Origin of the sequence: Phyllobacterium sp. 21LDTY02-6 (genome assembly GCF_023554255.2) — a bacterium.
Classification (GTDB): Bacteria; Pseudomonadota; Alphaproteobacteria; order Rhizobiales; family Rhizobiaceae; genus Phyllobacterium.
This window is the reverse complement of record NZ_JAMJWD020000001.1, coordinates 406,147-426,856: the sequence shown is the minus strand read 5'-3', so window position 1 is coordinate 426,856 and position 20,710 is coordinate 406,147. Positions and strand designations below refer to the sequence as shown.

The window sequence follows — 20,710 nt, the reverse complement described above, 5'->3', positions numbered from 1 at the left end:
CGCCGCTGATCCTAACGTGTCAGGCGCTTGTAGGTCGGGCGCTTCGGATTGACGCTGTCGGGCCCGAGGCGACGGATCTTGTCGTTCTCATATTCCTCGAAATTGCCTTCGAACCATTCCACATGGCTGTCGCCCTCGAAAGCGAGGATATGCGTCGCCAGGCGGTCGAGGAACATGCGATCATGGCTGATGATGACGGCGCAGCCGGCATATTTTTCCAGCGCATCTTCCAGCGCCGACAATGTTTCCGTGTCGAGATCGTTGGTCGGCTCGTCGAGCAGCAGCACATTGCCGCCCGATTGCAGCATCTTCGCCAGATGGACGCGGTTGCGCTGGCCGCCGGACAGGTTGCCGACTTTCTGCTGCTGGTCGCCACCCTTGAAATTGAAGGCGGAGACATAGGCGCGCGAGTTCATCTCGTGCTTGCCGAGCTTGATGATGTCGTTGCCGCCCGAGATTTCCTCCCAGACGTTCTTGTCGCCCTTCAGGTGGTCGCGGCTCTGGTCGACATAGCCGAGATGCACCGTGTCGCCGATGCGGATCGCACCGGAATCGGGCTTTTCCTGCCCGGTGATCATCTTGAACAGCGTGGTCTTGCCGGCGCCGTTCGGCCCGATGACGCCGACGATGCCGCCCGGAGGCAGCTTGAAGGTCAGGTTCTCGATCAGCACCCGGTCGCCAAAGGATTTCGTCAGGTTCTCCGCCTCGATCACCACCTGGCCGAGACGCTCGCCGGCGGGAATGATGATCTGCGCATCGCCCGGCCGCTGGTCGTTGGCGGCATCGACGAGTTCGTCATAGGCACGGATGCGCGCCTTGGATTTCGCCTGCCGCGCCTTGGGGCTGGCGGCAATCCACTCCCGCTCGCGCTCCAGCGCCTTCTGGCGCGAGGCCTCTTCGCGGCCCTCCTGCTGCATGCGCTTGGCCTTGGCTTCGAGATAGGCCGAATAATTGCCTTCATAGGGAATGCCGCGGCCGCGGTCGAGTTCGAGGATCCAGCCCGTGACATTGTCGAGGAAGTAGCGATCATGGGTGATGAGCAGCACCGCGCCCGGATATTCGCGCAGGTGCTTCTCGAGCCATGCGGTGGTCTCCGCGTCCAGATGGTTGGTCGGCTCGTCGAGCAGCAGCAGGTCCGGCTGCGACAAGAGCAGCCTGCACAGCGCCACGCGGCGACGCTCGCCGCCGGAAAGCTTGGTCACATCCGCATCGCCGGGCGGGCAGCGCAGCGCTTCCATGGCCATCTCAACCTGCGATTCCAGATCCCAGAGGTTCTGGCTGTCGATGATGTCCTGCAGCCTCGCGCCCTCGTCTGCGGTCTCGTCGGAATAATTCATCATCAATTCATTGTAGCGGTCGATGATCGCCTTCTTGGCGGCGACACCTTCCATCACATTGGCCATGACGTCCTTGTCCGGGTCCAGCACCGGCTCCTGCGCCAGATAGCCGACCGTGGCGCCGTCCGCCAGCCAGGCCTCGCCGGTGAACTCCTTGTCCATGCCGGCCATGATCTTGAGAATCGTCGACTTGCCGGCGCCGTTCGGCCCGAGAATGCCGATCTTCGCATCCGGATAGAACGACAGATGAATGTTCTCGAGCACCTTCTTGGCGCCATAGGCCTTGTTCAAGCCGGCCATATGATAGATGAATTGGCGTGCCATACCGCGCGTCACTCCGCTTTTTCGGGTAATGAATTTGCGCCGTATGTAGGCGAAAGGGCCAGTTGTGGCAATGGACCGCGGGCCGATTTGTCCCCGCATTGCCTGCAATCAGATCGCTCTCCCTGATGCCGGGCCAACATGCTGAGCCCCACCTCCCTCATGCTGAGCCCCTCATGCTGAGCTGGTCGAACCACAAAGCACGCGGTACCTCATTGCCATCTCTCGTTTTTCAACAACTGGCCCACGCGGTGGGATAGATTTCCGGCCTAAAAAAATATTTCGCCCTGCAAGCTGCTGATTTCGCTCATTCTTCCCCCCGGCACGCAAAAAAACTTATCCCCCCTGTTTGAAGCCGGGGTATTCTGCACAAATCCTTTCCAGTGGGGGAGCAGCTTCCGGAGCTGTTTCGACAAGCTGGGAGAGGATGGCGTTGCCGGGATATCGGAAGTGACAACCCCGATTGGCCGGCAAACTGCAGAAGGAAACGGGGGTGGCGCTTCGTTTTCCGGGTTGTTGCGTCTGACAAACGTGACAATGGCAGGCAAAGACGTCGCGGGCGGTCTTCGGACCTCGACCCTGATACCTACTGACGCGCTGAAGACCGCCCGTCTCCCCCCATTTTCAATGACCAGACGCGATTTTGCGGGCGTGGTGCGGATTTTCCGCATCCAGCAGGGATTGCCCCCCACCTCCCTCATGCTGAGCCCACCTCCCTCATGCTGAGCCTGTCGAAGCACGCACGATGCTTTTGCAGCGCTCCAACGAAGGATTGCACAAATGTTGCTGCACCCTTCGACAAGCTCAGGATGAGGCAAATTGGATTGATTGCAAAAAGGGAGGGCCACAACGAGCGAAACCGGGCGCGGATATTTCCGTCACCCGGTTTCCCCTCTGGTGCCGCATTCGGAAAGCGTCCTCTTCTCCCCTGAACGGCCATGTAACTGCTCGAGCTGCGCGAGTGCTTTGGAACCGAGGTTCAGACCGCCCAAAAAGCTCGTGGAAGGAAGTTTTGAGGCATGTTAAACAGCATTGCAAGGGGGTTTGCAAAATAAAATTGCAACGCCAAGTGTGTGCCTATCAATTAGGCATAATATTGCAAAATTGCCGGCATTTTAATGCGAGTTTTGCGCGTTGACTAATTAAACGGCAGGCCGTCAACTGCCTTGAAATGGCAGATTCGCGCAGATTCGCAATGAACTTCGACGAGCCCGAAATCCTGGCGAGCCCGACCGGAGCCATGCTCGCGCTGCGGCATTGGCCGGCGACGGGCCAGCCCCGGGCGCTGGTGCACGTCAACCACGGACTGAGCGAACATTCGCGGCGCTATGCCCGCTTCGCCGCCCATCTCGCGGGCCACGGATTTCACGTCTATGCGCATGACCATCGCGGCCATGGCTTCAGCCGCGTGCCGGGCCTGGCCGCAGGGGGCGCCGGCCGCTTCGCCGCGCGAAACGGGGCCGAGCTGGTGCTGGGCGATGTCGATGCCGTCAACCGGCAGATGCGCCAGCGCCATCCCGGCCTGCCGGTGCTGATCTTCGGCCATTCGATGGGCGGGCTGATCGCCCTCGCCTATGCGATGCGCTTTCCCGGCCGCGTCGATGCGGCGGCGATCTGGAACGCCAGTTTCTCCGCCGGCATGGCAGGCAGGGCGGCGATCGCCATTCTCGCGGCGGAACGGATGCTGCTCGGCTCGGACGTGCCGAGCATGATCCTGCCGAAGCTGACCTTCCGGGACTGGAACAGGCGCACCGGCGAGGGACGCACCGACGCCGACTGGTTGTCGCGCGATCCCGCCGAAGTCGATGCGTATATTGCCGACCCGCTTTGCGGCTGGCCGCCGAGCGTCGGCATGTGGCGCGATATATTCAGCTTTGTATTCGACGGCGCCGACGATAGGCTGCTGTCACGGCTCGCCCGCGGCATGCCGATCAATCTGGTGGGAGGCGCGGCCGATCCGGCAACGGAAGGCGGCAAGGCGGTGGAGGAACTTGAACGAAGAATGCGAAATCTCGGCTTTGGCAATGTGAATGCCACCATCTATCCCGATACGCGCCATGAGGGGCTGAACGACATCAATCGAGACATGATCCTGCGGGATTTCGCCGCCTGGGCGCTCGCGAGTTTCAACAGGGACGGCAGATGATGTCCGAAGCGCCGCTGTCAAATGCCCCGCTGAAGGGAATTCGCGTCGTCGAGCTTGCACGGGTCCTTGCCGGGCCATGGGCCGGACAGGTGCTCGCCGATCTCGGCGCCGATGTCATCAAGGTGGAGAACCCCGCCGGCGGCGACGAGACGCGCGGCTGGGGCCCGCCATTCATCAACAGCCGCGAGGGCGAGAACCTTTCCGCCGCCTATTTCCACGCCTGCAACCGCGGCAAGCGCTCGATCACCGCCGATTTCACCACCGAAGAGGGCCGCGATACCGTCAAGGCCCTGTGCCGCGGCGCCGACGTGGTGCTGGAGAACTTCAAGGTCGGCGGCCTGGCAAAATACGGCCTCGACTATGAAAGCCTGCGCGCGGAAAATCCGCGCCTCGTCTATTGTTCGATCACCGGCTTCGGCCAGACCGGCCCCTATGCCGCGCAGGCCGGCTACGATTTCATCATCCAGGGCATGTCCGGCCTGATGTCGGTGACCGGCGACCCGGCGGGCCAGCCGCAGAAGGTCGGGCTCGCCGTCGCCGATATTTTCACCGGGCTTTATGCCGTCATCGCCATCCAGGCGGCGCTTGCCCATGCGGCAAGGACTGGCGAAGGACAATTGGTGGACATGGCGCTGTTCGACGTGCAATCCGCCGTCCTCGCCAACCAGGCGATGAACTATCTCGCCACCGGCCGCAGCCCGACGCGCATGGGCAATGCCCATCCCAATATCTCGCCCTACGAGGTCATACCGACCGCCGACGGCCACATGATCCTCGCCGTCGGCAATGACGGCCAGTTCGCCCGCTTCTGCGCGATCGTCGGGCGCAATGAATGGGCGAGCGACCCGCGCTTCCTCACCAATCGCGCCCGCCTCGAAAACCGCGCCGAGCTGACGCGGCTCATCTCTGCCGAGACCGCCCTGCGCACCCGCGCCGACCTTCTGCTCGAATGTTCGCGCAATGCGGTTCCCGCCGGGCCGATCAACGAGATCGGCGAGATGTTCGCCGATCCGCAGATCGTGGCAAGGGGGCTGCGGCTCGATCTCGACGACGGCCATGGCAATGCCATTCCCTCGGTGCGGAGCCCCATCGTGCTGTCGAAGACGCCATTGACCTATGATCGGCCCTCGCCGCGCCTCGGCGAGCACAGTTCGGAAATTCTCGAGGAAATCGGAAAGGCGAAGGATGAAGACCGGCGGTGAACTGATCGTTGATTCCCTGATTGCAAACGGCGCCGAGCGACTGTTCTGCGTGCCCGGCGAAAGCTATCTCGCCGTGCTCGACGCCCTGCACGACGCCCCGATCGGCGTGACGGTGTGCCGGGCCGAGGGCGGCGCGGCGATGATGGCCGAAGCCTGGGGCAAGCTGACGGGAAAGCCGGGCATCTGCTTCGTCACCCGCGGCCCCGGCGCCACCAATGCCTCGCCGGGCATCCATATCGCGCGGCAGGATTCGACGCCGCTGATCCTCTTCATCGGCCAGGTGCAGCGGGATGCCCGCGAGCGCGAGGCATTCCAGGAGATCGAATATCGCCGCTTCTTCGCCGATACGGCGAAATGGGTGGCGGAAATCGACGATGCACGGCGCATTCCGGAATTCGTCACGCGCGCCTTCGCGGTCGCGACCTCGGGCCGACCGGGACCGGTCGTGCTGGCGCTGCCGGAAGACATGCTGACCGACCGCGTGGAAGCCGTCGCCGCGCAGGGCTACGAGCCGGTGGAGACCGCGCCCTCGCCCGCGGCGATCGAGAAGCTGGCGGATCGATTGCAGGGCGCCGAGCGCCCCTTCATGATCCTTGGCGGCTCGCGCTGGAGCGAGAAGGCGGTGCACTCCATCACCCGCTTCGCCGAAAAATGGCACCTGCCGGTGGGCTGCTCCTTCCGGCGCCAGATGCTGTTCGACCATCTCCACCCGAATTATGCCGGCGATGTCGGCATTGGCATCAACCCGGCTCTGGCGAAGCGCATCCGGGAGGCGGACGTGCTTCTCCTCGTCGGCGGGCGGCTCGGCGAAATGCCCTCCTCCGGCTATTCGCTGGTCGAGAGCCCCTATCCGCGCCAGACGCTCATCCATGTCCACCCCGACGCGGAAGAGCTCGGCCGCGTCTACAGGCCCCACCAGGCGATCAACAGCGCCCCGGACGCCTTTGCCGAGGCGGTGGAACATCTGGCGCCGCCATCCCATGTCGCATGGGCAGATGCGGCCGCCGCGGCGCATGAGGCCTATCTTGCCTGGTCGACACCGCCGCAGACCGGCCCCGGCGCTGTCGCCATGGGACCGATCATGTCCTACCTGGAGACGGTGCTGCCGGAGGATGCCATCATGACCAATGGCGCCGGCAATTACGCCACATGGCTGCACCGCTTCCATCGCTTCCGCCGCTTCGGCACCCAGGCCGCGCCGACATCCGGCTCCATGGGCTATGGCCTGCCGGCTGCCGTCGCCGCCAAGCAATTATATCCGCAGCGAACCGTCGTCTGCTTCGCCGGCGACGGCTGTTTTCTCATGAACGGGCAGGATTTTGCCACGGCGGTCAAATACCGGCTGCCGATCATCGCGATCGTCGTCAACAATTCCATCTACGGCACGATCCGCATGCATCAGGAGCGGGAATATCCCGGCCGCGTCTCGGCGACGGACCTGACCAACCCCGATTTCGCGCTGCTGGCCCGGGCATTCGGCGGCCATGGCGAGACGGTCGAGACCACCGGCGAGTTCGACGGCGCATGGCAGCGCTCGCTCGCCAGCGGCAAGCCGGCGATCATCGAAATACGGCTCGATCCGGAGGCGATCACCCCGGCGCGGACGCTGACGGACATACGCCTTGGCAAATAAACTGGTTGGTAGAGCGCACAATTCGATGGTATGAGCGCGCCAGAAATAATGACGAGAGCTTCCATCTTTGCGCAATCCCGCGATCACCATTGTCATCCCCTGCCGCAATGAAGCGGCCAATCTTGCCTTTCTGCTCGATGAAGTCGACGAGGCGATGAAGGGGCGCGACTATGAAGTCATCGTCGTGGATGACGGCTCCACCGATGCGACCGGCACCGCGCTCCAGGAGCGGATGAAGACGGCGCCGCAGCTGCGCCACATCCACCATGACAAGTCGGCCGGCCAGAGCGCCGCGGTGCGCTCCGGCGTCTTTGCGGCGCGCGGCGCGGTGATCGTCACCATGGATGGCGACGGGCAAAACGATCCGGCCTATCTCCCGGTTCTCGCCGATGCGCTGATCGCCGCCGGCCCCGCCATCGGCATTGCCGCCGGCCAGCGGCTGAAGCGGACGGACAGCAAGCTGAAGCAGATATCGTCGCGCTTTGCCAATGGGCTGCGCCAGTCGATCCTCAAGGACAATACCCGCGACAGCGGCTGCGGCCTCAAGGCGGTCCACGCGCAGCTGTTTCGCGAATTGCCGTTCTTCGACGGCTGGCACCGCTATCTGCCCGCCCTCGTCCTGCGCGAGGGCTACGGCACGGTTCATGTCGACGTCGTCGACCGCGAGCGGCGGCACGGCAAATCCAATTACGGTATCCTCGACCGCGGCCTGCGCGGCATCCTCGACCTCTACGGGGTATGGTGGCTGAGAAGACGTCGAAAGACGGTTCCAAAGATTACGGAGATCGGCCATGGCTGACGCATTTTCAAACTGGCTGCACTCGGTCTTCGTCGCCCAGTTCGACGCCTGGATCGTGCTCGGCTTTTTCGCCCAGGGCTGTTTCACCATGCGCTTCGTCGTGCAATGGCTGGCTTCCGAAAAGGCGAAGCGCAGCGTCGTGCCCGTCGCCTTCTGGTTCTTTTCGCTGATCGGCGGCACGCTGCTGTTCGTCTATGCCGTGGTGCGCAAGGACCCCGTCTTCATTGCCGGCCAGGGCCTCGGCCTCTTCGTCTATATCCGCAATCTCTGGCTCATCGCCAACGAGAAGAAGTCGCTGACGCAGGACACCTGATTCGCGTCGCGCTCCGGTCTAGCGGATCAATGGCCGGCCGACGGAGTGATATTCCAGTCCCGAACCTTCGAGATCCTGTGAATTGAACACATTGCGCATGTCGAAGAAGACCTTGCCGTCCATCAGTTCGGCGACCCTCCCGAGATCCAGCGCGCGATAGGCATTCCATTCCGTCATCAGGACGGTGATGCCCGCGCCCCGGACCGCCTCATAGGACGAAGAGCACCATACCACGCCGGGGAGCACCGCCTCGGCGGCCTGCCGCGCCTCCGGATCATGCGCCCGCACCGTCAGGCCCGCCGCCTGCAGCGCCGGTATGATGTCGAGCGAGGGCGACTCGCGAATGTCGTCGGTGTTCGGCTTGAAGGCGATGCCGAGCACGGCGACCGTTCTCGCGCTGGTCCTTGCCGCCGCTTCCACCACGCGCTGCGCCAGCGAACGCTTGCGGTTTTCATTGATGGCGACCACCTGCTCGATCAGCGTCTGCGGCGCCTCCAGCTTGCGCCCGGTCGCGGCATAGGCGCGCGTATCCTTGGGAAAGCACGAACCGCCGAAGCCCGGCCCGGCATGCAGGAATTTCGAGCCGATGCGATTGTCCATGCCGATCGCCCGCGCCACGTCCTGGACGTTGCCGCCCGCCTTTTCGCAGAGGTCGGCGACCTCGTTGATGAAGGTCACCTTCATGGCGAGGAAGGCATTGGCCGCATATTTGATCAGCTCGGCATTTTCGAGCGTGGTCACGATCATCGGCGTCTCGCGCAGGTAAAGCGGCTTGTAGACACGGCGCATGGCAGCCGCGCCGGTCTCGTCATGCACGCCGACGACGACGCGGTCGGGGCGCATGAAATCCTCCACCGCCGATCCCTCGCGCAGGAATTCCGGGTTCGACACCATCGAGAACGGAACGCCGGGACGTGCCTGCGCGATACGCTCGCGCACCGCCGCATTGGTGCCGACGACGACGGTCGACTTGATGACGATGACGGCTCCGGGTTTCATCGCCGCGGCGATCTCGTCGGCGGCGGCGTGGATATATTGCAGGTCCGCCTCGCCATCGCCGCGGCGTGAAGGCGTGCCGACGGCGACGAACACCACATCGGCATCGGCGACGGTGGCGGCGAGTTCCGTGGTGAAGGTCAGCCGGCCGTCGCGGACATTGCGCATCAGCAATTCGTCGAGCCCGGGCTCGAAGATCGTCACCTCGCCGGCCCGCAGCCGCTCGATGATGGCCGGGTTCTTGTCGACGCAAGTGACCTGAAAACCGAATTCCGCAAAGCAAACGCCCGACACCAGACCGACATATCCGGTCCCAATCATCGCAATCTTCATCGAATACTTCCAATCTGCAAATCTGCGCGGCAATGATTTCGCACATTGCACGCGCGCTGCCAATCACCCTGCATCTGGTGACCCGGAATCTGGTAAATCGTCCCCGTCAGTCCACCTTGACCGGCTTGCGTGCCGGCCCCTTGCGCTCGGCGGAGGCAGCCCAGAGATTGATGTTGGCATCATTGGCGAAAACGTCGATCTCCGCCAGTTCCGCATCGGTGAACTCGATATTGTCGAGCGCCTTGACGCAATCGACGACCTGCTGCGGCTTGCTGGCCCCGATGAGCGCCGTGGTGATGCGGCCGCCGCGCAGCACCCAGGCCAGGGCCATCTGCGCCAGGGTCTGGCCGCGCTTCAATGCAATCTCGTTCAGGCCGCGGATATTGGCGATGTTCTTCTCGCTCAGGAATTCCGGATTGAGCGATTTTCCCTGCGCCGCGCGGCTCTCCTCCGGCACGCCCTTCAGATATTTGTCGGTCAGCATGCCCTGCGCCAGCGGCGAGAACACGATGGAACCGATGCCGAGTTCATCCAGCGCATCGACCAGCCCGTCTTCCTCGATCCAGCGATTGATCATCGAATAGCTCGGCTGGTGAATGAGGCACGGCGTGCCGAGCTGTTCGAGAATGGCGGCCGCCTCGCGCGTGCGGCGCGCATTATAGGAGGAAATCCCGACATATTGCGCCCGGCCCGAACGTACGATGTGATCGAGCGCCATCATGGTCTCTTCGAGCGGCGTATCGGGATCGAAGCGGTGCGAATAGAATATGTCGACATAGTCGAGGCCGAGCCGCTTCAGGCTCTGGTCGCAGCTGGCAATCAGGTATTTGCGGCTGCCCCACTCGCCATAGGGGCCGGGCCACATGCCATAGCCGGCCTTGGACGAAATGATCAATTCGTCGCGGTAGGGCTTGAAATCCGTGCGCAGTATCTCGCCGAAGGCGGTCTCGGCGGAACCGGGCGGCGGGCCGTAATTATTGGCGAGGTCGAAATGGGTGATGCCGAGATCGAAGGCCTGCCGGCAGATCGACTGCTTCAGGCCGTGTGGCGTATCATTGCCGAAATTATGCCAGAGGCCGAGGGATATCGCCGGGAGCTTCAGGCCGCTGCGTCCGCAGCGATTATATTTCATCGTGTCGTAGCGCTTCGCGTCAGCAGTCCAAACCATCTTCACCAGTCCTCGATCTTCATGTCACATGCAGCACGCAGGCGACTCCCCGCGCGCGGCGACTATGGACGAAACAAGGCGCAATGTCATGCCCGCGATGGTTGGGTATCTAGCTGCGGACGATCTTGCCTTCGGCGTCGAAGCGATAGGTCCGGCCCTTGTCCGGCGTGGCGTAGAGCACGCCGTCCACCTCGTAATCGTGCTCGCCGAACAGGCGCACCGTCAGCGGGCCGAATTCCGTCTGCAGATAGAGGATCGTGTCGGCGCCGAGATGTTCGACATGGATGACCGAGCCTTTCCAGGTGCCTTCCTTGGCGCTTACCTGGATGTGCTCGGGCCGGATGCCGACCGTTTTCGCCGTATCGCCAAGCTTGCCGCCGTCGATGAGGTTCATCTGCGGCGAGCCGATGAAACCCGCGACGAACACCGTCTGGGGATTGTTGTAGAGCTCCATCGGCGTGCCGACCTGCTCGATCCTGCCCTTGTTGAGCACGACGATCTTGTCGGCCAGCGTCATGGCTTCGACCTGGTCATGGGTGACGTAGATCATCGTCGCCTTGAGCTGGCGATGCAGCCGGGCGATCTCAAGCCTCGTATTGACGCGCAGCGCCGCATCGAGATTGGACAGCGGTTCGTCGAAGAGGAACAGCTCGGGCTCGCGCACGATGGCCCGCCCGATGGCGACACGCTGGCGCTGGCCGCCGGAAAGCTCGGACGGGCGGCGTTCGAGATAATCGTCGAGCGACAGCATGGCCGAGGCGATGGCGGTGCGTTCCTTGATCTCGGCAGCGGGTTTTCCGGCCTGTTTCAGCCCGAGGCCCATATTGTCCCGCACCGTCAGGTGCGGATAGAGCGCATAGGTCTGGAACACCATGGCAATGCCGCGCTTGGCCGGCGGCGTGTTGTTGACGCGCTTGCCATCGATGAGGATATCGCCGGACGTCGCATCCTCGAGACCCGCAATGACCCGCAACAGGGTGGACTTGCCGCAACCGGAAGGGCCAACGAAGATCACGAACTCCCCATCCTCGACCTCCAGATCGATCCCCTTGAGAACGTCCACGTGGCCGAAGGACTTGCGAATGTCTTGAATCTTCAAAGAACCCAATGTCTTGTTCCTGTCTCTTGAATCAAATCGTCAGATCGACCGGCCGGCCCGTGCGCACGCTCTCATCCGCCGCCAGGCAGACGCTGAGCGAGCGTACCGCATCGCGCATGTGGCGGCCCAGATCCATGTCCTCGCGGATCGCCTTCAGCACGAAGGCCTGTTCACGGTCGCAAAGCTCCTGGTGGCCGGGCTCGCCCGCCATGTCGAGCAGCGTGTCGGCCCTGGCGAAGCGGCCATCCGGGCCGGTCGCGGCCGAATGCAGCTTTATCGTCGATGTCTTCGTATGCGAGTCGATATCGTCGGATTTGGCGTTCTGGTCCATGACGATGGAGACGCAGCCGGCCGGCGAGATGACGTCTTTCACGAAGAAGGCGGTTTCCGAGATCATCGGGCCCCAGCCCGCCTCGTACCAGCCGACGGAATCATCGTCGAACAGCACCTGCAGATGGCCGTAATTATACATGTCGTCGGCGATCTCGCCGGAGAGCCGCACGCCCATCCCCCTCACCTGCACCGGCCTCGCATCGGTGATCTGCAGCATCACGTCGAGATAATGCACGCCGCAATCGACGATCGGCGAGGTGGTCTTCATCAGCGATTTGTGCGTCTCCCATGTCGGGCCGCTCGATTGCTGGTTGAGGTTCATCCGGAAGACGTAGGGACCGCCGAGCTTGCGCGCCTCCTCGATCAGCCGCATCCATGACGGGTGATGGCGCAGGATATAGCCGATCACCAGCTTGCGGCCATGTTTCACCGCCGCCGCCACCACGCGCTCCGCATCGGCGACACTGGTCGCCAGCGGCTTCTCCACGAACACGTCCGCGCCGGCCTCCATGGCGGCAATTGCATAGTCCGCATGGCTGTCGGAATAGGTATTGATCGAGACGAGATCGGGCTTCAGCTCGGCCAGGGCCCGTTCGTAGGACGGATGGATCGTATAGGACGCAAGCTGCGGCGGCAGTTCGACCACCGAGCGGTTGACCAGCCCGACGATCTCGAAGCCGGGATTTTCATGATAGGCCAGCGCATGGCTCCGCCCCATATTGCCGAGCCCGGCCACGAGTACCCTTATCGGCCTGTCCGTCATTTCACTGCTCCTGCGGTGATGCCGCGGATCAACTGCCGCGAGAAAAGCATGTAGAGTACCAGCACCGGCACGATCGCCAGCGTCAGCGCCGCCAGAACCGCGTTCCAATTGGTCACGAACTGGCCGATGAACACCTGCGAGCCCAGCGTGATGGTCTTGGTGGCGTCGCTCGGCGCGAGGATCAGCGGAAACCACAGATCGTTCCAGATCGGGATCATGGTGAAGACCGCGACCGTCGCCATGGCGGGCCGCACCAGCGGCAGCACCAGGCGGAAGAAGATCGAATATTCCGACAGGCCGTCGATGCGCCCGGCATTCTTCAGATCGTCCGAGACGGTGCGCATGAACTCGTTGAGGATGAAGACGGCGAGCGGCAGCCCCTGCGCCGTATAGACCAGGATGAGCGCGGTCAGCGTATTGACGAGGCCGGTCGCCACCATGCCCTGCAGGATTGCCACGGTGCCGAGGCGGATGGGGATCATGATGCCGAGGGCGAGATAGAGCCCCATCAGCGTATTGCCGCGAAAGCGGTATTCGGACAGCGCAAAGGCCGCCATGGCGCCGAACAGCAGCACGAAGAAGATCGAGACCGCGGTGACGATGAAGCTGTTCTGGAAATAGAGGGCGAAATCGCCCTGCTTGAGCACCGTCTCATAGCCGACGAGGCTGAAGGATTTCGGCATCGGCAGGCCGAGGGGATCGCGGAAGATCGCCGACCGGTCCTTGAACGAATTGATGACCGTGAGGAACACCGGGAACAGCGCGATCAGCGTATAGATGACGAGCGCGAGATGCACGAGGCCCATGCGGAACGGAGATGCGGTCGGTCTTGCCATGATGGTCCCCTCGCCCTCAGAACTGATACCGGCGCATGCGCCGCTGGATTGCAAACAGGTAGAGGCAGACGCCGGACAGGATGATGAGGAACATCACCGTCGCAATGGTCGCGCCCATCGACTTGTCGCCGATCTGCAGCTGGAATCCGAAGAACACGCGGTAGAGCAGCGTTCCGAGAATGTCCGTCGAACCATCCGGACCGGCAAGCGCGCCCTGCACCGTATAGACGAGGTCGAAGGCGTTGAAATTGCCGACGAAGGTCAGGATCGAGATGATGCCGATGGAAGGAAGGATCAGCGGCAGCTTGATCTTCCAGAACTGGCTCCAGCCGGTGATCCCATCGCATTCCGCCGCTTCCAGCACCTCGTCCGGGATGTTCAGCATGGCGGCGTAGATGAGCATCATCGGTATGCCGACATATTGCCAGACCGAGATCAGCGAGACGGCGATCAGCGCGCTGCCGGGCTTGCCGAGCCATGGCGAGAACAGCGATTTGAGGCCGACGAGATCGAGGAGAAAGGGCGAGACGCCCCAGATCGGCGACAGGATCAGCTTCCAGATGAAGCCGACGATGACGAATGACAGCAGCGTCGGCAGGAAAAGCGCCGTGCGGTAGAAGGCGGCGAAGCGCAGCTTCGGCACCGAGAGCAGCGCCGCAAGCGCCACGCCGATCGGGTTCTGCACCAGCATGTGGATGGCGAAGAACACGAAATTGTTCTTCAGCGCATTCCAGAAGCTCGCGGCCCAGCGCGTATCGCCGAAGAGAACGCCGAAATTGCCCAAGCCGACGAAAACGCTCTGCCCGTCCCTGACATTGAACAGCGACAGCCGCAGCGTCTCGATCAGCGGCAGGATCATCACGGCCGTGTAGATGAGGAGCGCAGGCGCGAGGAACACCAATATGTGCCAGCGCCGCGGACGCCTGTCGCCGCCGGCAATGGCCGATGATTGCTCGATAGTGCTCATGAACCCCAAATCCCAGTTTTGTTCCAGGCCGCGATTTCCCGGCATCTGCCCGATGTCAGGTGCCCGATATCAGCCCCCGATGTCGGGCGCCCGATGTCAGGCGCCCGATATCTGGCATACGAGGGTGGGCAAGGCCGCACCCTCACGATTGGCGGCGCGTGGCGAGCCACGCGCCATCGGCTTACTTGGCGGGCTTGTACCAGCTGTCGAGCCCGTCCTGCAGCTTCTTCGCAGCCGCCTCCGGCGTATCGGTGCCGTTGATCACATTGGCGGATTCGACCCAGGTTTCGTTTTCGAGGTTCGGCGTGCCGCGCGACAGGATCTGGTAGGTGGACCGGATCGTCGGCTTGCACTTCTCGCGCCAGGAGACGAATTCCTGGGCCAGCGGGTCCTGCATCTTCACCGGCGTCGAGTTCAGGCTGAAGAAGCCCGGCAGCGCATTGGCGTAGATCTCGGCGAATTCGGGCGAGGCAACCCAGTCGAGGAACTTCTTTGCTTCCTCGGGATGCTTGCTCTTGGCGTTGAGGCCGGCGCCGATATCATTGTGGTCGGAGATGTAGCATTCATCGCCCGCCTTCTTCACCGGCGGCGGGAATGCGCCCATCTTGAACTGCACCTGCGTGTTGAACAGGCCGATCTCCCACGAACCGGCGGGATAGATCGCCGCGCGGCCGAGCGTGAACAGGTTCTGGCTGTCCGGGTAGGTCTGCGCCTCGAAGCCGTCGCCGAGATAGTCCTTCCACTTCAGAAGCACCTTGTAGGGCTCGACCCATTCCGGATCGGTGAGCTTGGCCTCGCCCTTGATCAGCTTGGCGCGGCCCTCTTCGCCCTTCCAGTAGGTAGGCCCGATATTCTGGTAGCCCATGGTGGCGGCTTCCCACAGGTCCTTCGTTCCCATCGCCATCGGGATGTAGGTGCCGTCGGCCTTGATCTTTTCCAGCGCGGCGAAGAATTCCTCTTCCGTGGCCGGAACCTTTATGCCCAGCTTTTCAAAGGCTTCCTGGTTATAGATGAATCCATGGATGACCGAGGCCATCGGCACGCAGAACGTGTCCTTGCCATCGTCCGTCGTCCAGGCCGCCTTGGCGACGTCGGAGAAGTTCTTCATGCCGGCAAGGTCGTTCAGGCTGGTCAGATTGCCGCGCTTGAACTGCTCCAGCGACTTGTCGAACGGCCGGCAGGTGATGATGTCGCCGGCGCTGCCCGCATCGAAGCGCGCGCCGAGAGCGGCGTCATATTCCGTCGGCGGCGTCGGTGCGAACTTGACCTTGATGCCGGGGTTCTTGGCCTCGAAGGCCGGGATGAGCTTTTCCTGCCAGATCGCAAGGTCGTCCGTGCGCCAGCTTTCGATGGTCAGGGTGGTCTCCTGGGCATTCGCCATTCCGGCGCCTGCCAGAATGCTGCTGGCCATCAGCAATGTCTTCAATGTCTTGCTTCCCATTTTAGTCTCCTGTTGCACCCTCAGCAGTGCCGTTGACGAGAGCCATGCTCCCTTTCAGTTCCGAAAGCGCCGGGCGAAGCCTCTGTTGATTGCTTTCGAGAATTCCTAATGCCGCATTGCCATTTTCCGCGCCGGCCGCCAGAAGCACCGCCGCCTTGACCGAGCCGCCGCTGGAATCGAGATGGCGGCGCGCCGCATCGAGATCGCAGCCGCTGATCGCCGCGACGATCCGCGCGGCGCGATCGCGCAATTTGATGTTGTCGGCAATGAGATTGACCATATAGCCGTCATGCACATGGCCGAGCTCGACGGCCATCAGCGTGGACATGAGGTTGAGCGCCAGTTTCTGCGCCGTGCCCGCCCCCATCCGCGTCGATCCCGCCACGATCTCCGCCGGCGTTTCGAGCACGATCGCGACATCGGCGGCGTCGAGCAAAGGGACATTGCTGTTGTTGGCGATGCCGATGATCCTCGCGCCGCGCTGCCGCGCCTGCCCCATCGCGCCGAGCGCATAGGGGGTCGTGCCGCTGGCGGAAATGGCGATGAGGCAATCCTTCGGGCCTATATTCGCGCCGGCAATATCGCGCGAGGCCTGCTCGACATCGTCCTCGTAGCCGCCGGCGAGACGCTCCAGGCTGGCGAGACCGCCCGCCAGCAGAAGCACGATCCTGTCGGCCGCGATACCGTATGTGCCTGGAATTTCGAGTGCATCGGCCAGCGCCATCAGGCCGGAACTGCCCGCCGCCGCATAGACGAGACGCCCGCCATCGGCAAGCGTCCGGGCAGCGAGATGGGCCGCACGGGCAATGGAAGGAAGCGCCGGGCGCACCGCTTCGGCCGCAGCGATCTGGGCATCGAGCAGCAGGCCAAGAACCTCGGCGGGCGACTTCTCGTCCAGCCCGACGGCCTTGTCGTTGCGTTGCTCTGTGCGGGTAAGCGCCACTGATTTCTCCTCGTTGGTGTAATTAATGCCAAAAAAATACCACTTGTCCAGCAAATCTTAAAATTTTCTGACCATGGCGCAGGCGTGCTGTAATTTACCCAATAAAATCAGCCAATTTGGCAAAAACGATCATTTACCGAAATTAACACTTGGCTATTGGTACTTTATTGGTATTCTAGGTGATGGAGGGCAATCGCGTGACTTATCTCCTGGGAATTGATGGCGGAGGCACTGGCTGCAGGGCGGCCGTGGCGGATATGGAAGGCCGCATTCTCGGCACGGGCCGCAGCGGCTCGGCCAATATCATGACCGATATGAACGTCGCCCGCGCCAATATCATCGAGGCCACGACATTCGCGCTGCGGGATGCGGGACTGGATGCCGCTGAAATCTCCTCGCTTGACGCGGTTCTCGGCCTTGCCGGGGCCAATGTCGGCAGCAATGCCGCCGACTTGCGCGCGGCGCTGCCCTTCCGCAATGCCAGCGTCCATTCCGACGGTTTCATCGCCCTTCAGGGCGCCATCGGCGATCATGACGGCACGGTCGTCATCCTTGGCACAGGCTCGGCCTTCATTACCCGGGCCGGGGGCGAAGTGCGCTTTGCCGGCGGCTGGGGCTTCAAGGTCGGCGATCTTGGCGGCGGCGCACGGCTCGGCCGGGCGCTGCTTGAAGAGACGCTGCTCGCCCATGACGGGTTCCACCCCTCCTCCGGCCTGACGGCAAAGGTCATGGCGCGGTTTGGCGGCGATCCCCATGCGATCGTGCAATTCGCCCATGCGGCGACGCCGAGCGATTTCGGCGCATTGGCGCCGATGATCTTCGACCACGCGGATAATGGCGATGCGGTCGCGGCGGGGCTGCTCGATGCGGCGGTTCGCCAGATCGAAGAAGGCCTCGCGACGGTCATGCAGCCGGGCGCACACCGCCTGGCGCTGCTTGGCGGGCTGGGACCGCTCTACGAACCGCGGCTTTCGCCCGCCTATCGCGCGCGGCTGCACAAGCCGTTGAACGATGCCCTGACGGGGGCCGTGCAGCTGGCGGTGAAGCAATTTGCATTGGAGCGTATCCATGGCTGACGGACTGGTCTCGATACTGCCGTCGCTGAATGACGGCTCCACCATGGGCGGGCCGCTCTACGTGAAACTGCAGCGCCTGATCGAAAATGCCGTGCGCGACGGCTTGCTCAATCCCGGCGATGCCTTGCCGCCGGAACGGGAACTCGCGGCCATGGCGGATATTTCGCGCGTCACGGTGCGCAAGGCCGTGCAGGGACTGGTGCAGGAGGGGCTGCTGGTCCAGCGCCACGGTTCCGGCACCTTCGTCGCGCCCCGTTCGGCCCGTGTCGAGCAGTCGCTGACGCACCTCACCTCCTTCACCGAGGACATGGCGCGGCGCGGCATGATCGTGCGCTCCACATGGCTCGATCGCGGCGTCTATGCGCCCTCGCCGGAAGAAATGGTGACGCTCGGGCTGAGTTCGGGGGAAAAGGTCGCCCGCATCAGCCGCCTGCGCGTCGCCAACGACACACCCATGGCAATCGAGCGGGCCGCGCTTTCGGTGCAGGTGCTGCCAAATCCCGAACTGGTCACGCTGTCGCTCTATGCGGTGCTGGCGGAGAGCGGCAATCGGCCGGCGCGCGCGATCCAGCGGATTTCCGCGGCAATCCTGCGGGAGAGCGACGCGAAGCTGCTGCAGGTGCCGGCGGGTTCTGCCAGCCTCAACATCGAGCGCATATCCTATCTGGAATCCGGCAGGGTGATCGAGTTCACGCGGTCGATCTACCGTGCCGACGCCTATGAATTCGTTGCCGAACTGAAGCTCGGCAGCTCGTCCGAAATATCAGGAGCAGTGCTTTGACCACCCTCATGCGCGAAGAAATTCTATCGATCCCGGATGTCGCGACCCGGTTTCTCGACCAGTCGCGCGGCATGCTGGCCTCGGTCGGAGCCGAACTGCGCAGGAAGAACCCGCCATTCATGGCCTCCATCGCCCGGGGTTCCTCGGACCACGCCGCCGCCTTTCTCAAATATGCCAGCGAATTGACGGCGGGCGTGCCGGTGGCATCGCTCGGCCCTTCGGTCGCCTCGATCTATGGCGTCAGCCTGAAGCTCGGCCAGGCCGCCACCCTGTCGATCTCGCAATCCGGCAAGAGCCCCGACATCGTCAGCATGACGCGGGCGGCGCGGCAGAGCGGCGCCCTGACCATCGCCATCACCAATGCGATCGATTCCGACCTTGCCCGCACCAGCGAATATCCGATCGACATATTGGCGGGGCCGGAGCGCAGCGTCGCGGCGACCAAATCCTTCGTCAGTTCCGCTATCGCCGGCCTCGCGCTGATCGCCCACTGGACGGAGAACGACGATCTGCTGGCCGCCATCGATGCGCTTCCGGCGGCCCTCGCCAAGGCGCTCGCCTGCGATTGGTCGCCCTTTGCCGCCGCCTTGAAGGACGAGACCTCGCTTTTCGTGCTCGGCCGTGGTCCGTCGCTGGCGATCTCCAACGAGATCGCGCTCAAATTCAAGGAAACCAGCGGCGTCCACGCCGAATCCTACAGTGCCGCCGAGGTGATGCACGGGCCGAAGGCCATCGTCGGCAAGGATTTCCCCATCCTCGTCCTCGCCTCGCGCGATGCCGCCGAAGCCTCGATCGCCGAAGCTGCGGACCGTTTGGCCGAACAGGGCGCGGCCGTGTTCATCACTTCGGACAAGGCCGCGTCGGCGAGGACGCTGCCCTTCGTGACGACCGCGCATCCCTTGACCGACCCCCTCGCCGCCCTTGTATCCTTCTATGCCTTCGTCGAAGCATTCGCGCGCAGCCGGGGCCATAATCCCGACCAGCCGCCCCATTTGCGAAAAGTGACCGAAACTCTATGAGCACGGAATTTGCCCTTGTCGGGGCCGAGATATTCGACGGCGATGAATGGCACTCCGATTGCGCGCTCGTCGTCGATGGCAGCACCATTGCCGGCATCGTTGCCGCCGGCTCGCTTCCGGCCGAAACGCGACGCGTCGCGCTCCCGGGCGGCAGGCTCGTTCCCGGCTTCATCGACGTCCAGGTGAATGGCGGCGGCGGCGTCCTGCTCAATGACGGCCCCAGCGCCGAAATCATCGCCCGCATATGCAGCGCGCATTTCGCCTTCGGCACCACGGCGCTCCTGCCGACGCTGATCACCGACACGCCCGCAATCACCGCCGCCGCCATTGCCGCCGCCAGGGCAGCGGCGCGCGACCGGGTGCCGGGCTTTGCCGGCCTCCACCTCGAAGGCCCGCATCTTTCGGTCAGCCACAAGGGAACGCACGATCCGCAACTGATCCGGCCGATGGACGATGCCGATCTCGTCGCCATCATAGAGGCGGCGCAGGAGATACCCGTGCTGCTGACGACGCTTGCGCCCGAAACGGTGCCGGCGGAAAAGATCACCGCCATGGCCGATGCCGGCATCATCGTCAGCCTCGGCCATAGCGGCGCCAGCTTCGAGGTGGCGATGGCCGCATGCGACGCCGGCGCCAGCATGGTCACGCATCTGTTCAACGCCATGAGCCAGCTCGGCCACCGCAGCCCCGGACTCGTCGGCGCCGCCCTGCAGTCCGGCGCGCTCTCGGCCGGATTGATCGCCGACGGCTTCCATGTCGACAAGGCGGCGATGTCGATCGCCCTGCGCGCCAAGCAGGGACCCGGCCGCATATTCCTGGTGACCGACGCGATGTCCACCATCGGCACCGACATCACCACGCTCACGCTCAATGGCCGCACGATCACCCGCGCCGGCGGACGGCTGACCCTGGCCGACGGCACGCTGGCCGGTGCCGATCTCGACATGATATCGGCGGTGCGCTTCGTCCATCGCGAGCTCGGCCTGCCGCTGGAAGAGGCGTTGCGCATGGCGTCGCTCTACCCGGCGCAGAGCATCCGCATCGATCATCATCGCGGCAGGATCGCCGCCGGCTATGCCGCCGACATCGTCCATCTCGGCGACGATCTCGATGTGAACCATGTCTGGGTCGGCGGCGATACGCACTACGCGCGTTGACGCGGGCCGCCGCTTGGCCGTAGTCTTGCCGCTCACCGAGAGAACCC

18 protein-coding genes are annotated in these 20,710 nt (G+C 63.4%); 9 read left to right on the top strand and 9 right to left on the bottom strand.

Translation table 11 applies throughout. The features are described 5' to 3' along the window. Window positions 1–11 precede the first annotated feature (11 nt). Window positions 12–1,661: an energy-dependent translational throttle protein EttA gene (gene ettA, locus M8997_RS02005; RefSeq protein ID WP_250013195.1), complete on the bottom strand. Its 1,650-nt coding sequence runs from the start codon at window positions 1,659–1,661 to the stop codon at window positions 12–14. 1,192 nt (window positions 1,662–2,853) lie between these two features. On the opposite strand from ettA, the gene M8997_RS02000 reads away from it, so the two are divergent. From M8997_RS02000 to M8997_RS01980, 5 genes are all read left to right on the top strand, one after another. Further along, a complete protein-coding gene (locus M8997_RS02000) occupies window positions 2,854–3,804 on the top strand; it encodes an alpha/beta fold hydrolase (RefSeq protein ID WP_250013194.1) in 951 nt (316 codons plus the stop codon). After that, window positions 3,804–5,006, top strand: a complete 1,203-nt coding sequence (locus tag M8997_RS01995) for a CaiB/BaiF CoA-transferase family protein (protein WP_250013193.1) — start codon at window positions 3,804–3,806, stop codon at window positions 5,004–5,006. Before M8997_RS02000 ends, M8997_RS01995 begins: the two co-directional genes overlap by 1 nt. After that, complete coding sequence (locus tag M8997_RS01990) at window positions 4,990–6,639, top strand: thiamine pyrophosphate-binding protein (protein WP_250013192.1); 1,650 nt, start codon at window positions 4,990–4,992, stop codon at window positions 6,637–6,639. Before M8997_RS01995 ends, M8997_RS01990 begins: the two co-directional genes overlap by 17 nt. A 67-nt stretch (window positions 6,640–6,706) precedes the next feature. Continuing rightward, on the top strand, window positions 6,707–7,438 hold the full coding sequence (locus M8997_RS01985) for a glycosyltransferase family 2 protein (RefSeq protein ID WP_250013191.1): 732 nt from the start codon (window positions 6,707–6,709) through the stop codon (window positions 7,436–7,438). Continuing rightward, on the top strand, window positions 7,431–7,751 hold the full coding sequence (locus M8997_RS01980) for a lipid-A-disaccharide synthase N-terminal domain-containing protein (RefSeq protein ID WP_250013190.1): 321 nt from the start codon (window positions 7,431–7,433) through the stop codon (window positions 7,749–7,751). The genes M8997_RS01985 and M8997_RS01980 overlap by 8 nt, the downstream gene beginning before the upstream one ends. An 18-nt stretch (window positions 7,752–7,769) precedes the next feature. Here M8997_RS01980 and M8997_RS01975 read toward each other — a convergent pair whose 3' ends face one another. From M8997_RS01975 to M8997_RS01940, 8 genes are all read right to left on the bottom strand, one after another. Next, window positions 7,770–9,080: a UDP-glucose/GDP-mannose dehydrogenase family protein gene (locus tag M8997_RS01975; protein WP_250013188.1), complete on the bottom strand. Its 1,311-nt coding sequence runs from the start codon at window positions 9,078–9,080 to the stop codon at window positions 7,770–7,772. Between the two features lie 106 nt (window positions 9,081–9,186). Beyond that, window positions 9,187–10,248, bottom strand: coding sequence for an L-glyceraldehyde 3-phosphate reductase (gene mgrA, locus M8997_RS01970; RefSeq protein ID WP_250013186.1), 1,062 nt, complete (start codon window positions 10,246–10,248; stop codon window positions 9,187–9,189). Window positions 10,249–10,357: 109 nt separating this feature from the next. Next, window positions 10,358–11,356, bottom strand: coding sequence for an ABC transporter ATP-binding protein (locus M8997_RS01965; protein WP_250013183.1), 999 nt, complete (start codon window positions 11,354–11,356; stop codon window positions 10,358–10,360). Between the two features lie 22 nt (window positions 11,357–11,378). Further along, window positions 11,379–12,443, bottom strand: coding sequence for a Gfo/Idh/MocA family protein (locus M8997_RS01960; protein ID WP_250013181.1), 1,065 nt, complete (start codon window positions 12,441–12,443; stop codon window positions 11,379–11,381). After that, complete coding sequence (locus tag M8997_RS01955; RefSeq protein ID WP_250013179.1) at window positions 12,440–13,279, bottom strand: carbohydrate ABC transporter permease; 840 nt, start codon at window positions 13,277–13,279, stop codon at window positions 12,440–12,442. Before M8997_RS01955 ends, M8997_RS01960 begins: the two co-directional genes overlap by 4 nt. Before the next feature lie 16 nt (window positions 13,280–13,295). Next, window positions 13,296–14,246, bottom strand: a complete 951-nt coding sequence (locus tag M8997_RS01950; protein WP_250013177.1) for a carbohydrate ABC transporter permease — start codon at window positions 14,244–14,246, stop codon at window positions 13,296–13,298. Window positions 14,247–14,427: 181 nt separating this feature from the next. Next, window positions 14,428–15,687: an ABC transporter substrate-binding protein gene (locus M8997_RS01945; RefSeq protein WP_250013175.1), complete on the bottom strand. Its 1,260-nt coding sequence runs from the start codon at window positions 15,685–15,687 to the stop codon at window positions 14,428–14,430. 1 nt (window position 15,688) lies between these two features. Continuing rightward, a complete protein-coding gene (locus M8997_RS01940) occupies window positions 15,689–16,630 on the bottom strand; it encodes an N-acetylmuramic acid 6-phosphate etherase (protein ID WP_250013172.1) in 942 nt (313 codons plus the stop codon). 197 nt (window positions 16,631–16,827) lie between these two features. On the opposite strand from M8997_RS01940, the gene M8997_RS01935 reads away from it, so the two are divergent. The 4 genes from M8997_RS01935 to nagA are packed head-to-tail and all read left to right on the top strand — an operon-like array spanning window position 16,828 to window position 20,663. Further along, a complete protein-coding gene (locus M8997_RS01935; RefSeq protein ID WP_250013170.1) occupies window positions 16,828–17,706 on the top strand; it encodes a BadF/BadG/BcrA/BcrD ATPase family protein in 879 nt (292 codons plus the stop codon). Beyond that, on the top strand, window positions 17,699–18,487 hold the full coding sequence (locus M8997_RS01930; protein WP_250013169.1) for a GntR family transcriptional regulator: 789 nt from the start codon (window positions 17,699–17,701) through the stop codon (window positions 18,485–18,487). The genes M8997_RS01935 and M8997_RS01930 overlap by 8 nt, the downstream gene beginning before the upstream one ends. Window positions 18,488–18,495: 8 nt before the next feature. Then, complete coding sequence (locus tag M8997_RS01925) at window positions 18,496–19,506, top strand: SIS domain-containing protein (RefSeq protein ID WP_250014361.1); 1,011 nt, start codon at window positions 18,496–18,498, stop codon at window positions 19,504–19,506. Next, entirely contained in the window at window positions 19,503–20,663 is a 1,161-nt protein-coding gene (nagA, locus tag M8997_RS01920; RefSeq protein ID WP_250013168.1) for an N-acetylglucosamine-6-phosphate deacetylase, read from the top strand. The genes M8997_RS01925 and nagA overlap by 4 nt, the downstream gene beginning before the upstream one ends. Window positions 20,664–20,710: the final 47 nt, after the last annotated feature.

Bases quoted from the DNA above. Each gene is read 5' to 3' on its own strand.
- M8997_RS02000 (WP_250013194.1), top strand. From the start codon at position 2,854: ATGAACTTCGACGAGCCCGAAATCCTGGCGAGCCCGACCGGAGCCATG.
- M8997_RS01950 (WP_250013177.1), bottom strand. From the start codon at position 14,246: ATGAGCACTATCGAGCAATCATCGGCCATTGCCGGCGGCGACAGGCGT.
- M8997_RS01925 (WP_250014361.1), top strand. From the start codon at position 18,496: ATGCGCGAAGAAATTCTATCGATCCCGGATGTCGCGACCCGGTTTCTC.
- M8997_RS01930 (WP_250013169.1), top strand. From the start codon at position 17,699: ATGGCTGACGGACTGGTCTCGATACTGCCGTCGCTGAATGACGGCTCC.
- mgrA (WP_250013186.1), bottom strand. From the start codon at position 10,248: ATGGTTTGGACTGCTGACGCGAAGCGCTACGACACGATGAAATATAAT.
- M8997_RS01995 (WP_250013193.1), top strand. From the start codon at position 3,804: ATGTCCGAAGCGCCGCTGTCAAATGCCCCGCTGAAGGGAATTCGCGTC.
- M8997_RS01945 (WP_250013175.1), bottom strand. From the start codon at position 15,687: ATGGGAAGCAAGACATTGAAGACATTGCTGATGGCCAGCAGCATTCTG.
- nagA (WP_250013168.1), top strand. From the start codon at position 19,503: ATGAGCACGGAATTTGCCCTTGTCGGGGCCGAGATATTCGACGGCGAT.
- M8997_RS01975 (WP_250013188.1), bottom strand. From the start codon at position 9,080: ATGAAGATTGCGATGATTGGGACCGGATATGTCGGTCTGGTGTCGGGC.
- M8997_RS01990 (WP_250013192.1), top strand. From the start codon at position 4,990: ATGAAGACCGGCGGTGAACTGATCGTTGATTCCCTGATTGCAAACGGC.
- M8997_RS01980 (WP_250013190.1), top strand. From the start codon at position 7,431: ATGGCTGACGCATTTTCAAACTGGCTGCACTCGGTCTTCGTCGCCCAG.
- M8997_RS01955 (WP_250013179.1), bottom strand. From the start codon at position 13,279: ATGGCAAGACCGACCGCATCTCCGTTCCGCATGGGCCTCGTGCATCTC.
- ettA (WP_250013195.1), bottom strand. From the start codon at position 1,661: ATGGCACGCCAATTCATCTATCATATGGCCGGCTTGAACAAGGCCTAT.
- M8997_RS01960 (WP_250013181.1), bottom strand. From the start codon at position 12,443: ATGACGGACAGGCCGATAAGGGTACTCGTGGCCGGGCTCGGCAATATG.